Consider the following 12,466-nt stretch of genomic DNA (forward strand, 5'->3'; position numbering starts at 1 on the left):
ATGGACGCCTGGTATTCGCTTCACTGGTTCAGCCCTGCTGTCTGGCAGTCGTTTCGCTTCGCGCATCCGCTGGCGCTCTACCTGATTCCGGCTACGCTGCTGCTGTTTCTGCTGCGGCAATACCTGTATCGAGCCACCCGGCAGCGGCTGGTTCTGTCGGGGAACGACAGGCGAGGTGGCAGCGGGCCGGTGCCGATGTCGTTGTTACAACGGCTTGTCAGCGGACTACGCTATCTGTTGCCGCTGTCGATGTTTCTGGCCATGAGCCTGCTGCTGATCGCCCTGGCCCGGCCACAACTGGTACGGGAGAAACGGGAAGAAGAATCGCTGGGTATCGACATTATGCTGGCGATGGACGTGTCGGCGTCGATGGCCGATACCGATCTGCCACCCAATCGGCTGGCGGTAGCGCGCAAGCTGGCGCAGCAGTTTATCAATGGCCGCCGGAGCGACCGTATCGGGCTGGTCGCCTTTGCCGGCGAAGCCTTCACACTTTGCCCGCTTACAACGGACTATGTCGTGCTGAAACAATACGTCGGCGAGCTGAACGATCAATTGATTCGTACGTCGGGTACGGCGATTGGCGACGCCCTGGCTCGTTGTATCAACCGCCTGCGGGAGTCGCCACTCCGGGAGTCGCCAGGCCGCGATCCGGGGGCACCCTCTGCTGATTCGGTGCAAACGACCAACACACGCAGTAAAGTTATTATCCTGCTGAGCGACGGCGACAATACGGCCGGTAACCTGGACCCGCTGACGGCGGCCCGGCTGGCGCGGGCGTTCGGTATTCGCATCTATACCATTGCGGTTGGGCGGTTGGCGGGACAGAACAGTGAGGCCACCGTTGACGAAGGCATCCTGAAAACCGTCGCGACGACGGGAGCGGGCAGCTACTTCCGCGCTGCCGACGCCCGACGCCTGCGGGCCGTCTTCGCGCAGATCGACCGGCTCGAAAAGGCACCTGTCCAGATTCGGGTCTATGAAGACGTGCGTGATTATTACCGAATTTATCTCTACTGGGGCATTTCGTTTCTGCTGTTCGTGATGCTCCTGAAACTAACCATCTTCGGCAATGTGCTTGAGGATTAGGGTTTGAAGCTGGTGGTTTGTGTAGCCTGGACGTCCACGTCCGGGTGCCCGTTAGGGCAACAACGCCATGCGGTAGCTAATTGGTCGCTCCGCGCCCACCCGGACGTGGACGTCCAGGCTACACAAACAGCGGTATACTGAATACTGAAAACCGTAAACGACAAACCCAACATGCTCAAACCCCACTATAACGCGACACTGATTGAAGCCGGGCTTGATGAGGTCGGGCGGGGCTGTCTGGCCGGGCCGGTCGTGGCGGCTGCGGTTATTCTGCCCCCCGATTATCAGCACCCGATACTGACCGATTCCAAGCAGCTATCCCGGCGGCAGCGCGAGCGGGTCCGGCTCGACATTGAACGCGACGCGCTGAACTGGGCGATTGCCGAGGTGTCGCCCGCCGAGATCGATCGAATCAACATTCTGAAGGCGTCGTTTCTGGCCATGCACCAGGCCGTCGATCAACTCGTCAGCCGACCGGCGTTACCGCACCCCCAGCACCTGCTGGTCGACGGTAACCGTTTCGTACCGTACCCGTTGCTGCCTCACACCTGCATCGTAAAGGGCGACAGTCTCTACCTGTCGATCGCTGCGGCTTCCGTGCTGGCTAAAACCTACCGCGACGAGCTGATGACCCAGCTAGGAACTGACTATCCGGCCTACGGCTGGGCGCAGAATGCGGGCTACCCAACCCCCCTTCACCGCGATGCCATCCGGCAATTCGGTCAGACACCGCACCACCGATTGAGTTTTCGCTTTTGAGCTGGTTTTCGGTTTACCGTATACAGTTTACGGTGCGTAGTTCGTAGTTTTCGTACTTCCCAGGTAAAACCGGACAGAAAAACCGAAAACCGTATACCGAAAACTGATTACCGAAACCATGGACGAATTTATGGAAGAGGCTATCCGGCAGGCCCGGAAAAGCCTGAGTGAGGGAGGGATACCCATCGGCTCGGCGCTGGTGAAGAAGGGTGAACTCGTGGCCGCAGGCCATAACAAGCGGGTGCAGGAGGATAACCCCATCCTGCACGGCGAGATGGATTGCCTGAACAATGCCGGTCGGGTCGGGTCATTCCGCGATACGGTTATCTATTCTACGCTGATGCCCTGCTATATGTGCGCGGGGACCATCGTGCAGTTTAAAATTCCGAAAGTGATCGTTGGCGAATCGCGGACGTTTGCCGGGGCGCGGGCCTTTATGGAACAGCACGGCGTTGAAGTCATCGACCTCGATTTGCCGGAATGTGTCGAGATGATGGAGCAGTTTATTGCCGACAGACCGACGCTCTGGAACGAAGACATCGGCGAACTATAAATCACTCGTATATACTTCAGGGGGTAACTGATGAATTAGCGTGTAATTAATTGTATGATTCGCTCTTTTCCGTCGGTTAGTACGCTTTTTGTACGGAGCGTTCTGACGAACGTGGCGAGACTGGTGTGCGATGACGAGCAAAAGACAGTCGGCCCCTTGACCAACGCTATCTTTTCGACTAATGCAGAAAGCGCCTATTCCGGCTGATGAAGTACAACGGCTTGCGTCACTTCATCAGTACAGACTGCTTGATACGCCCCGAGAGCTTGAGTACGACCGCGTATCCCACATTGCTTCGCAACTTTGCCTGACCCCATTTGCGCTGGTGAGCCTGATCGATGAGGACAGGCAATGGGTGAAATCGAGCCACGGCATCGACGTCGACTATATTCCGCGCGATCTGTCATTTTGCGCACACACGATCAATCAGCAAGGGCCGCTGATCATCGAGAATATGCGGACGGATACCCGGTTCTGGGACCATCCGTCGGTTATTGGTAACCCAAACGTTAGCTTCTACGCCGGTGTGCCCCTGCGTTCGTCGGAGGGCTATGCCATCGGCTCGCTGTGCGTGATCGACCAGAAACCGCGTCAGCTGACGTCTGAGCAACACACGGCGCTGAAAGCCCTGGCCGATCAGGTGGCACTGCTGATGGAACTACACCGCACAAACAACAATCTACGTGTAGCCCAGGCTGAAGCGGAAGCCCTGGCGCATCAGAAAGCGCAGCTGCTGGCCACGCTGAGCCACGAGATTCGGACGCCCCTGCACGCGCTGGAAGGCTACACGCAACTGCTGCTTGAACAGCCCACGCACCCCGATCAGCAAAGCAGCCTGCAACGCATTCAGACGACGGGCCGAACGCTGGTTAGTCTGGTGAATAATATTCTGGATTACAGCAAACTACAGGCGGGAAAGCTACTGCTGGAAGCCATTCCATTCTCGGTTGCCGAGCTGATTCAGCAGGCTGTCGACATGCAGGCGTGGCAGGCCCGGCAGAAAAAACTGCAACTCACCACCAAACTCGACGCGACGATTCCGCAGCAGCTGCGGGGCGATGCCACCCGACTCTTGCAGGTGCTTATCAACCTGATTAGCAACGCGCTTAAGTTCACCAAAGAAGGGGGCGTCAGCGTGGAAGCCACCGTTGTCGAACGGACCGATGCCGACGTAACTGTCTTAATCAACGTGATCGATACGGGGATCGGTATTCCGGCGGAGTCGCTGGCAACGCTGTTCAACGAATATACGCAGGTATCGGCCGCGACGACCCGGCAATATGGGGGAACCGGGCTGGGGCTGGCCATCACCCGGCAACTGATCGACCTCATGAATAGCCGGATGGAGGTAACGAGCGAAGTCGGCAAAGGGTCCTGCTTCGGTTTCCGGCTTACGTTGCCCACAGTCGACCTGACACCCCCTACCGTGGACTGGCGAACGGCGGGCAAGCTGCTGGCCGTCGATGATAGTCCGTTCAACACCAAGATGCTGGTACACGCCATTTTGCAACAGGGTGGACAGGTTGACGCGTTCAACGACCCGGTGGTGGCCCTCGACGCAGCCCGGCAGACGCCCTACCTGAGTATGCTGCTGGATCTGCATATGCCCGAACTGGATGGCTACGAACTGGCCGGAGAACTACGGTCTATCCAACCCGATACCCCGATTATCGCGCTCTCCGCCGACGATAGCATCGAAACGCTGGAAAAGGTACGGACGTCCGGCTTCGACGGGTTTTTACGGAAGCCGTTTTTACCGCAGCAACTGATGCACCTGCTCGACGAATTAATAAAACCAGCACAGGGCATGGCTCGCGGAAGCGCCTGACGCCACTGGCTGCTGCGCTCAGGGACCGTAAACGTGAATCGTTGCTATGACCCAACAAACCGGCTGACAATCGGGGTAACCCCGGAAAAAACGAGGTGTGCTTTATTTTGTCGGGTCGGCTGATCGATATGCCGGTGCATCGCTGGTACCGACTCTATTGCCGGGGTTAGGGTTTTCGGCGGTATTTGCCTTATTTTTGAGCCACAACCTACGTGGCCGCTGGCCCTACCCATGCGTATAGACTCCTTCGTCGACGTCCTTCAAACCGAACTGACTACTACCCAATACGGGCAGCACCCGCCCGAACTATACGACCCCATTCGGTACATTATGAGCCTGGGTGGCAAGCGACTGCGGCCGCTGCTGACACTGATGGGGACTTACCTGTTCACCGACGACTGGGAGAAGGCAGTACGCCCGGCACTGGCTGTCGAGGTGTTCCACAACTTCACCCTCATGCATGACGACATCATGGATCAGGCACCATTGCGCCGGGGCCATCTGACCGTGCACGAGAAGTGGAACCCCAACACCGCCATCCTGTCAGGCGACGTGATGCTGGTTAATGCATTCGAACTGATGCTGAACGTAGAGGCTGGCGCGCTGAAAACGGTCATGACGCGTTTCAGTCGGACGGCTGCCGAAGTATGCGAAGGGCAGCAACTGGACATGAATTTCGAAACCCGCTGGGACGTTACCGAGACGGAGTACATCGACATGATTCGGCTGAAAACATCGGTGCTGCTGGGCTTTGCCCTTGAACTGGGGGGGCTGATTGCCGGTGCCGATGCGGAAACGACCCAACTGCTCTACGACGCAGGCGTCAACGTCGGGATTGGGTTTCAACTGAAAGATGATCTGCTCGACGTCTACGGTGATCCGGCTAAGTTCGGCAAACAGGTGGGCGGGGATATTATCGCCAATAAAAAGACGTTTCTGCTGATCGAAGCGCTAGAAAAAGGCCAGGGGCCCTTGCGCAGTGAACTGGACGACTGGCTCCGGCGCACCGATTTCGACAAAGCGGAAAAGGTACGGGCCGTCACGTCGATTTACGATCAGCTGAATATTCGTCAGCTGACCGAACAGCGCATCGACGACTATTTCGCTCGTGGTTTCGACTGCTTCGCCCGCATCGATGCCGACCCCGCCCGCAAGGCGGTACTGCTCGATTTCGTACAGCAACTGATCGGACGCGAAAGCTAACTAATACCAGCAATGCCGGGTTATTGGTTTGTGCGGTCGGCTACCGGCGCACAACCGCAGTACACAACAAATTGCCTGCATGACCACCATTCTGCTTATCATCACTGTTACAGCCCTGACCAGTTTTCTGGCCTGGCGCAGCCCGTCGCTGCTGGACAGCTGGCTCATGAATCCCTACCGGATTTATAGCCGGGGTGAATACCATCGATTCCTGACATCGGGCTTTATCCACGCCGACGTCGGGCATCTGCTGTTCAACATGCTTAGCCTGTATTTCTTCGGCGGAATAATCGAGCAGATCTTTTCGGCGCTGTTCGGCGGGCTCGGTCCGATCTACCTGATCGGTTTTTACCTGGCGGGTATCCTGGTATCCGACATTCCCAGCTACCTGAAATACCGCTTCGATCCGGCCTACAACTCGCTGGGGGCGTCGGGGGGCGTTTCGTCGGTGTTGTTCGCGGCTATCCTGTTCAGCCCGCTGTCGAAAATTTACATTTATTTCATTCCCATCGGTATTCCGGGCTTCATCTTCGGCGCGCTCTACCTGGCGTATTCGTACTACGAATCGAAGCAGAACCGGGGTAATGTCAACCACGACGCGCACTTGTACGGAGCTATCTTCGGGATCGTGGCCATGATCGCGATCTATCCGCAGGTGTTGCCCCAGTTTATCGAGCAAATTGCCAGCTGGCGTATTTTCTAACCATTTATGTTCCGGCTGCTTCGTCAACCGTATCCGATCGAGGAGCCTGCTGGCGTGGCCCTGCGTCGCGCTGCGCTGATCGGCCTGTTCGTCGGCCTGTTTTTGCTGATCTTCCAGCCGTTCGGTATCGCAACCTGGCAAACGCCGTACAAGACACCGAAGATTCTGGGCTATGGCGTCGTCAGCTTCGCCGTGACAGCACTGCACTTTCTAGTATGGCCCCGGCTGTTCCCGGCCGCTTTCTCGGATCGCGTCTGGACGGTGGGAAAAGCGATTCTGCTGATCGTTACCAACATCCTGCTTATTACGGTCGCCAACCGGCTTTATCTTGTTGCACTGACTGGCATTAAACCCGGTATGAGTAGTTGGCTGAGCATGCTGGCGATTACTTTTCTGATTGGGGTCTTCCCATCGGTCGGTGCTGTCGTAGCCGGCTATGTGATTCGCCTGCGGCAGTATGTCCGGCAGGCGGCCGAGCTACCCGTACATACACCACCTGCTGTTGCCGAATCGGTTCACACCGAACTGACTGAGGCTACATCGCTAACGCTGGTTGCCGACAACGAGAAAGATACGATTACACTCCAGCCCGGCGAATTGCTGTACATCGAGTCGAGCGATAACTACTGCACGGTGGTGTACCTGAAAAACGGACAGCCCATAAAGCCGCTCCTGCGCAGTAGCCTGAGCCGGCTGGAAGGGCAGATCGACCGGGCGGACATTGTTCGTTGCCACCGGTCGTTTGTCGTTAACCTTGATCGGGTCGAAAAGGTAACCGGCAATGCACAGGGCTACAAGCTGCATTTGTTCGACGGGCAGTTTCAGATTCCGGTTGCCCGCAAATACAACGACAGCCTGGTGGCGCAGCTGAAAGCCTTGTAAATCAGCCTTCCCGTTTGTCCCATTGGCCATTTTGGGTTACCAAACGCCCCAAACGCTGTCAGACAGCCCTTTAAATTGCACCCGCCGGATGAGTTGCGCTACGTTTGTCCCAACGAATCGCAAACACAAACGGTCATGCATACGCTTATTATCGCCATCACCATCATTCACGTTCTCGCCGGTACAGTTGCCTTATTGGTTGGTCTGGTCGCTATGTTTTCCAAGAAAGGCGCTAAAGTCCACAACCGTAGCGGACTGATCTACGTCTGGGCAATGATTGTCGTCGCCGTGACCGCCTTACCGATGTGTGTGCTGCAATCGTTCAACCTGTTCCGCCTGTTTCTGACGGGTATCGCCGTGCTGAGTTTTTACCTCTGCATGACCGGCTGGCGGGCTACCAAACAAAAGAAATCCGGCCCCACCCAGGCCGACCGACTGCTGACTTATGGAACGCTGGTCGTTAGCGTTGGAATGATGGGTTTTGGTGCTTACCTGCTGACAGACGGTGTGTCGGTGTTTGCCGTACTGTTTTCGTTCTTCGGTTTCCTGACGTTCCGGAACGCGTGGCATGACGCCAAATCGTTTGGTCACGCACCCGAAAAAATGCATTGGTTTTACCACCACATTGCCCGGATGGGGGCATCGTACATCGCCACGTTCACCGCCTTTCTGGTCAACAATATGTACCGGATGATGCCAGCGGGAACACCTGAATGGGTCGGTACGATCGGCTGGATTGCCCCAACACTGGTGGGTGGCCTGCTTATCGCCCGCACCATCCGACACTACAAACAGAAATTCGACCGCCCCAAGACAACCTTGGCGTAGACGGTTTTCAGTATACGGTTTACGGTGGCCACCACGCAGTGTAGCACAGACCTCCAGGTCTGGTGGGCGCGACAGCGACCAATTAGCAGCTACCTGATTCACAGTGGTGTCAGGTCTGGAGCGCCAGCTCGGCCCGACCTGACACCACTCACAAACAACTACCGCTTCAGCATCGCTTCCACAGTCGGCCGGGCTTTTTCAGCCCACTGTTTCATCTGCCGGCCGGAGTAATGAAGCCCATCATTGGCGAACTGACTGGCATCGCCTGCAGCCTGCCGGGTCAGGGGCGTAATGTCGACGAACGAGATCCCCGCTTTGTCGCATTCTTCCTGAGCGGTGGTATTGAACGCGTCGATTTCGTTGGCAATCTGTTCCTGATTTCGTCCACTCGCGTACGGCGATTTACCCCAGTCGGGAATCGACAGCACAACGACACGGGCGGGCCGGTTACCCGCAAATCGGATGGCCGTTTGCAGCAGGTTGCGAAACTCCGTCCGGTAGCGATCGACCGACTGCCCCCGGTACTGATTGTTGACCCCGATCAGCAGTGATACCAGGTCGTACGTTTTCGTGTTGTTGGCGGCTTTGATCGCATCCTGCAACTCCGCCGTCGTCCAGCCAGTTCGGGCGATAATATCGGGGTTCATAACGTTGCTATTGTCCTGACGAAGCATGCCCGCCAGCTGAACGGACCACCGGTCGGCCGCGTCGACGCTTTCCCCGATCGTATAGGAGTCGCCGAGTGAGAGAAAGGAATAGGTCGCTGTTGTGGTAGCGGGCTCTGTGAGCATGGGTGAGGTTCCGGCAATGGGTTTCGTAAGCGTGGGCGACGACTGGTTGCAGGCAAGTACCAGCGTCAGGGCAGCAAGCTGGGCGATAAATTGAAAAAGCATTGAATCGAATGAATTAAGCTACCAATGATATACGAGTCGGAGCCGGTTTTGGACTGACTTTAAACAGCCATTAAATCTAGTTTGTCTACCGAACAAACCCGTATGGGCCTGGTTTTCTCCACAAACGAATCTGAACACAAACGGATAAATTACCCATAGATCATGGCCGATATCAATCAGGTGAAAGAACTCGATACCCCGAACGACTTAGCGGAAAAAGGCCGGGAGAAAGTGGTCGATGCGCTCAACAAACTCGTTGCCGACGCATTCGCGCTTTACATCAAAACAAAGAACTACCACTGGCATATGTCGGGTCGGCACTTCCGTGACTATCACCTGCTGCTCGACGAGCAGGGCGATCAGATCTTCGCAACCATCGACCCACTAGCTGAGCGAGCCCGAAAAATTGGTGGTAACACCATCCGGTCGGTGGCGCACATCGCTCAGTTGCAACGAGTGAAAGACAACGACGAAGATTTCGTGGCCCCGAAAGACATGCTGCTCGACCTGCTGAACGAGAATAAAAAGATGGCAAAGAACATGCGGGACACGCACAAAATCGCCGACGATGCCGAAGACGTAGCGACGGCCAGCCTGCTCGAAAACTACATCGACGAAACCGAGCGTCGCAGCTGGTTCCTCTTCGAAACCACGCGGGACATTAACTAAAGTATCCAGTTTACGGTATTTAGTTTACGGTGTATCGGTCGTATCATAGTACCTCCGAAAACTGTAAACCGAATACCGTAAACTGTTTTTATATGAAAGTACGGCCTTCTGCGCTGATCTGGCGCGTACAGGATAGCCAAACCGAAGTGTTGCTGATGCGCTATTGCTATGGCGGCCAGGATGTGTTTGCCCTGCCCGGCGGTAACCCCGACCGGGGCGAAATTTTACCCGAAACAATCGTCCGCGAACTACACGAGGAACTCGGTGTGCGCGTCGACGTGGGGGAGATGATTCTTGCGGGCGAAATGCTGCTAACGGAGCGAAACGACGATGTACTGCATGTCGTTTTTGCCGCCCGTAACCTTCAGGGAACCCCCGAACTAAATCCCGCCGAAACGTCGGCCCTCGAACTGGTCTGGAAACCCATAACTGACATATCCCAGCTCAATCTCTATCCCAACGTTGGTGCCCGGCTTCTGCCGTGGTTCAGCAGTGCCACCTACCTGGGCTACATCGGCCGTATCGAGCAGCGGTACTTCGGATAAGTGTATTCGGTTTATGGGTTACGGTGGCTGACGCCAGAGTACTCGCGCGTCAACCACCGTGAACCGAAGCCTCACCGCAGGTTGGGCACCGGCAGTACGGGCAGACTCTCGTTGCCGTCTTCGCTGACGGCCTGCACGGCGAAGTAATAGTTGTCTTTCGAATAGGGCAGGGTCATGCCGAGTTTTGTGGTGAAGAACTTCTTCTGCCAGAACGGCCAGTACGTTTCGCGCATCAGCACATAGTAGCCTTTTACTTTCCCGACCTGTGGTGCCTGCCAGTACAGCACCGTCGAATTGGTCAGGTTGCGTACGTCGACGGTTACTTTCTGGGGTACGGTGGGGGCTTTCGCCAGATTGGCCAGCGTTGCCAGGTTCACGGCCGTATTTTTCCGCAGATAATCGAAATCCATGAATTTCGGGTAGTCACCGTATTCAGTGCTGTTTTCTGTCCGCAGGTCCTGATGCTGATGGTTGTAGTTCTCGTTCATTTCCGTTAGCCGCACGGCTGCAAATCCCCGCTGCACGTAGGGCGTATGGTCGCCACCGCGCAGGTACCGGTCGTTGCGGTACACCATCACCACTTCCAGATTGTCGACATAACGTTCGCCGACTTCTTTCAGGTAACGGGCCAGGGAGCGGGCTTTGCCGTCGTTTTCGTTGCCGAACTGCCGAATCTGACTGATGCGATTGGTCGTGTCTTTGAGCAGGTTACCGGGTAGTCCCTCACTAAACACCCGCAGCCGCGTGTTGTCGATGATGTTGGTTTCGTTGCTGTTATTGCTGCCCATGATGTCGTTGTTCAGCACAGCTTCGAGATTCCATTTCTCGGTCACGGCGCGTTCGCTCAGATGCTCGGCACCCAGCAGGCCCTGCTCTTCACCCGTCAGTGCGACGAAGATGATCGTTGCGGGAAACTGACTTTTACTCATCACCCGGCACAGTTCGATGACCGCTGCCGTACCCGATCCGTCGTCGTTGGCACCGGGTGCGTCGGCGTCGCGGTTCATGACGTTGGTGACGCGACTATCCATATGTCCCTGCACGATGAACACCCGCGTGTCGGCCGGGTCGGTACCTTTCAGGGTCGCCATGACGTTGCCCATGTCGGCCGGTTTATCGATGCGTCGCCCGTCGGCGGACAGCGTCCATTTGTCGATGGTGGCCGTCAGACGACCGCCCGACTGTCTGGCGTACTGATTGAACTTGCCGAGTATCCACTGCCGGGCGGCACCGATGCCTTTTTTCGGATCGCTCGTAGTACTGAGTGTATGGCGCGTGCCGAAGCTGACAAGGCCGTTGATGTGCGACCGCAGGCTATCGGCCGACAGCTGACTGACGAGGTCGGCGATTTGTGGATCGCGATTGACGATGATGGTTTGCGCAACCGACGGAAGCGAAGCCGTCAGCAAGGCGAAGAGAAAAGCGTAGCGTTTGTTCATGAGTCGATAATTGGGTCCCGAATCTACCCAAAAACGCGCAGGAATGCACGACTGCTGAATTCGCCGTGTTGCGCCGACGTTAAACCCGGCTCATATTGACTTACTCGCTCCTAAAACGACCAGGCAGCGCCCGCGCCGATGGCAGGCTGACCCGTCAGCGGCACAATGGGGGTTGCCAGACCAATGCGGGTTTGCAGGAGCAATTCGTTGTACCGTGTAACGGCTTTGTTGACCTGCCGATTGCCGATAACCGACATGGTCAGCGATGCCGCGATCGACGAACCGTAGACAATCCAATAGGCATCGTCGCGGCCCCGGCCGGGCGAAAAAACCAAATAGGCCAGGGTCGCCAGTGAGGTCAGCTGACTAAGCGTACGCAGCGTGCGGAACGTGCGAAAGTGGTGCGTCACCGTCGGGTCGTTAAGTTCGTAGAACGGTACTTCGAGCGAATAGGGCGACGAAAGTCGTTTGCCGCCGTAAAAGTAGATGGTACCACCGGCCCGTTCGATGGGAAGCAAATGCCGGGGGATGGGTGCTGAGCGGTAGTAAACGGTGTCTTCGCCCGCACGCTGCTGCGCGACAACGAGCTGAGTACTGATCAGCAACACGAACAGAAAAATGTAGCGCATAGAGACTGGGAATGGCGGTAGAGCTTTGCCTTCATAAACGTACGGGGCCGCTGGATGTTATCCAATCCGAAGGCCGTTTGGCGTAGTCCGTTCGGGTTGTAGCAGGGTAACCGTACCATCGGCGGCAACCGACCCCAGCACCAGGCATTCGCTGCGAAACGTAGCGATCTGCTTCGGTGGAAAATTTACCACCGCAATAACCTGCTGACCGACCAGCGTGTCGGGCGTATAGAGCGTGGTGATCTGGGCCGAACTGCGCTTCAGTCCCAGGTCGCCGAAGTCGATGGTCAGCTTGTAGGCCGGTTTACGGGCCTGCGGAAACGGCTCGACGGCGACGATGGTGCCAGTCCGCATGTCAACTTTTTCGAAATCGGCCCAACTGATCGGGGCGGGTTGCTCGGGTGTGTTCATACAGTAGTGGTTAATGGATGAGTAACTTTGATAAG

14 protein-coding genes are annotated in these 12,466 nt (G+C 56.5%); 10 read left to right on the plus strand and 4 right to left on the minus strand.

Annotation, left to right across the window (positions count from 1 at the left end):
* The 8 genes from CLV58_RS20395 to CLV58_RS20430 all read left to right on the plus strand — a co-directional run bounded on the left by CLV58_RS20395 (window position 1) and on the right by CLV58_RS20430 (window position 7,845).
* A complete protein-coding gene (locus CLV58_RS20395) occupies window positions 1-1,089 on the plus strand; it encodes a VWA domain-containing protein (protein WP_106139680.1) in 1,089 nt (362 codons plus the stop codon).
* Window positions 1,090-1,260: 171 nt separating this feature from the next.
* Window positions 1,261-1,848, plus strand: a complete 588-nt coding sequence (locus CLV58_RS20400; RefSeq protein WP_106139681.1) for a ribonuclease HII — start codon at window positions 1,261-1,263, stop codon at window positions 1,846-1,848.
* A 118-nt stretch (window positions 1,849-1,966) separates the two neighbouring features.
* Window positions 1,967-2,401, plus strand: a complete 435-nt coding sequence (locus tag CLV58_RS20405) for a nucleoside deaminase (RefSeq protein ID WP_106139682.1) — start codon at window positions 1,967-1,969, stop codon at window positions 2,399-2,401.
* 181 nt (window positions 2,402-2,582) lie between these two features.
* Entirely contained in the window at window positions 2,583-4,229 is a 1,647-nt protein-coding gene (locus tag CLV58_RS20410; RefSeq protein WP_106139683.1) for a GAF domain-containing hybrid sensor histidine kinase/response regulator, read from the plus strand.
* Between the two features lie 231 nt (window positions 4,230-4,460).
* Window positions 4,461-5,432, plus strand: coding sequence for a polyprenyl synthetase family protein (locus CLV58_RS20415; protein ID WP_106139684.1), 972 nt, complete (start codon window positions 4,461-4,463; stop codon window positions 5,430-5,432).
* 79 nt (window positions 5,433-5,511) lie between these two features.
* A complete protein-coding gene (locus tag CLV58_RS20420) occupies window positions 5,512-6,135 on the plus strand; it encodes a rhomboid family intramembrane serine protease (RefSeq protein WP_106139685.1) in 624 nt (207 codons plus the stop codon).
* Between the two features lie 6 nt (window positions 6,136-6,141).
* Complete coding sequence (locus CLV58_RS20425; RefSeq protein WP_106139686.1) at window positions 6,142-7,017, plus strand: LytTR family DNA-binding domain-containing protein; 876 nt, start codon at window positions 6,142-6,144, stop codon at window positions 7,015-7,017.
* Window positions 7,018-7,152: 135 nt separating this feature from the next.
* On the plus strand, window positions 7,153-7,845 hold the full coding sequence (locus CLV58_RS20430; RefSeq protein ID WP_106139687.1) for a DUF2306 domain-containing protein: 693 nt from the start codon (window positions 7,153-7,155) through the stop codon (window positions 7,843-7,845).
* 158 nt (window positions 7,846-8,003) lie between these two features.
* Here the strand turns inward: CLV58_RS20430 and CLV58_RS20435 are convergent, their stop codons facing one another.
* Window positions 8,004-8,636, minus strand: coding sequence for an SGNH/GDSL hydrolase family protein (locus CLV58_RS20435; RefSeq protein WP_245882398.1), 633 nt, complete (start codon window positions 8,634-8,636; stop codon window positions 8,004-8,006).
* A 264-nt stretch (window positions 8,637-8,900) separates the two neighbouring features.
* On the opposite strand from CLV58_RS20435, the gene CLV58_RS20440 reads away from it, so the two are divergent.
* Both CLV58_RS20440 and CLV58_RS20445 read left to right on the plus strand, forming a co-directional pair.
* Window positions 8,901-9,407 carry a Dps family protein gene (locus CLV58_RS20440; RefSeq protein WP_106139689.1) on the plus strand — a complete coding sequence of 169 codons (507 nt, stop codon included), beginning with the start codon at window positions 8,901-8,903 and terminating at the stop codon, window positions 9,405-9,407.
* Between the two features lie 92 nt (window positions 9,408-9,499).
* Window positions 9,500-9,952: an NUDIX hydrolase gene (locus tag CLV58_RS20445; protein ID WP_106139690.1), complete on the plus strand. Its 453-nt coding sequence runs from the start codon at window positions 9,500-9,502 to the stop codon at window positions 9,950-9,952.
* A 71-nt stretch (window positions 9,953-10,023) separates the two neighbouring features.
* Here CLV58_RS20445 and CLV58_RS20450 read toward each other — a convergent pair whose 3' ends face one another.
* From CLV58_RS20450 to CLV58_RS20460, 3 genes are all read right to left on the minus strand, one after another.
* Window positions 10,024-11,391 carry a M28 family metallopeptidase gene (locus CLV58_RS20450; RefSeq protein ID WP_106139691.1) on the minus strand — a complete coding sequence of 456 codons (1,368 nt, stop codon included), beginning with the start codon at window positions 11,389-11,391 and terminating at the stop codon, window positions 10,024-10,026.
* A 110-nt stretch (window positions 11,392-11,501) separates the two neighbouring features.
* Complete coding sequence (locus CLV58_RS20455; protein ID WP_106139692.1) at window positions 11,502-12,020, minus strand: hypothetical protein; 519 nt, start codon at window positions 12,018-12,020, stop codon at window positions 11,502-11,504.
* A gap of 57 nt (window positions 12,021-12,077) precedes the next feature.
* On the minus strand, window positions 12,078-12,431 hold the full coding sequence (locus CLV58_RS20460; RefSeq protein ID WP_106139693.1) for a tRNA-binding protein: 354 nt from the start codon (window positions 12,429-12,431) through the stop codon (window positions 12,078-12,080).
* Window positions 12,432-12,466: the final 35 nt, after the last annotated feature.

This window comes from Spirosoma oryzae, assembly GCF_003002825.1.
Classification (GTDB): Bacteria; Bacteroidota; Bacteroidia; order Cytophagales; family Spirosomataceae; genus Spirosoma; species Spirosoma oryzae.

Excerpts from the sequence above, each read along its gene's own strand:
- CLV58_RS20395 (WP_106139680.1), top strand. The coding sequence starts at position 1 with ATGGACGCCTGGTATTCGCTTCACTGGTTCAGCCCTGCTGTCTGGCAG.
- CLV58_RS20400 (WP_106139681.1), top strand. The coding sequence starts at position 1,261 with ATGCTCAAACCCCACTATAACGCGACACTGATTGAAGCCGGGCTTGAT.
- CLV58_RS20405 (WP_106139682.1), top strand. The coding sequence starts at position 1,967 with ATGGACGAATTTATGGAAGAGGCTATCCGGCAGGCCCGGAAAAGCCTG.
- CLV58_RS20410 (WP_106139683.1), top strand. The coding sequence starts at position 2,583 with ATGCAGAAAGCGCCTATTCCGGCTGATGAAGTACAACGGCTTGCGTCA.
- CLV58_RS20415 (WP_106139684.1), top strand. The coding sequence starts at position 4,461 with ATGCGTATAGACTCCTTCGTCGACGTCCTTCAAACCGAACTGACTACT.
- CLV58_RS20420 (WP_106139685.1), top strand. The coding sequence starts at position 5,512 with ATGACCACCATTCTGCTTATCATCACTGTTACAGCCCTGACCAGTTTT.
- CLV58_RS20425 (WP_106139686.1), top strand. The coding sequence starts at position 6,142 with ATGTTCCGGCTGCTTCGTCAACCGTATCCGATCGAGGAGCCTGCTGGC.
- CLV58_RS20430 (WP_106139687.1), top strand. The coding sequence starts at position 7,153 with ATGCATACGCTTATTATCGCCATCACCATCATTCACGTTCTCGCCGGT.
- CLV58_RS20435 (WP_245882398.1), bottom strand. The coding sequence starts at position 8,636 with ATGCTCACAGAGCCCGCTACCACAACAGCGACCTATTCCTTTCTCTCA.
- CLV58_RS20440 (WP_106139689.1), top strand. The coding sequence starts at position 8,901 with ATGGCCGATATCAATCAGGTGAAAGAACTCGATACCCCGAACGACTTA.
- CLV58_RS20445 (WP_106139690.1), top strand. The coding sequence starts at position 9,500 with ATGAAAGTACGGCCTTCTGCGCTGATCTGGCGCGTACAGGATAGCCAA.
- CLV58_RS20450 (WP_106139691.1), bottom strand. The coding sequence starts at position 11,391 with ATGAACAAACGCTACGCTTTTCTCTTCGCCTTGCTGACGGCTTCGCTT.
- CLV58_RS20455 (WP_106139692.1), bottom strand. The coding sequence starts at position 12,020 with ATGCGCTACATTTTTCTGTTCGTGTTGCTGATCAGTACTCAGCTCGTT.
- CLV58_RS20460 (WP_106139693.1), bottom strand. The coding sequence starts at position 12,431 with ATGAACACACCCGAGCAACCCGCCCCGATCAGTTGGGCCGATTTCGAA.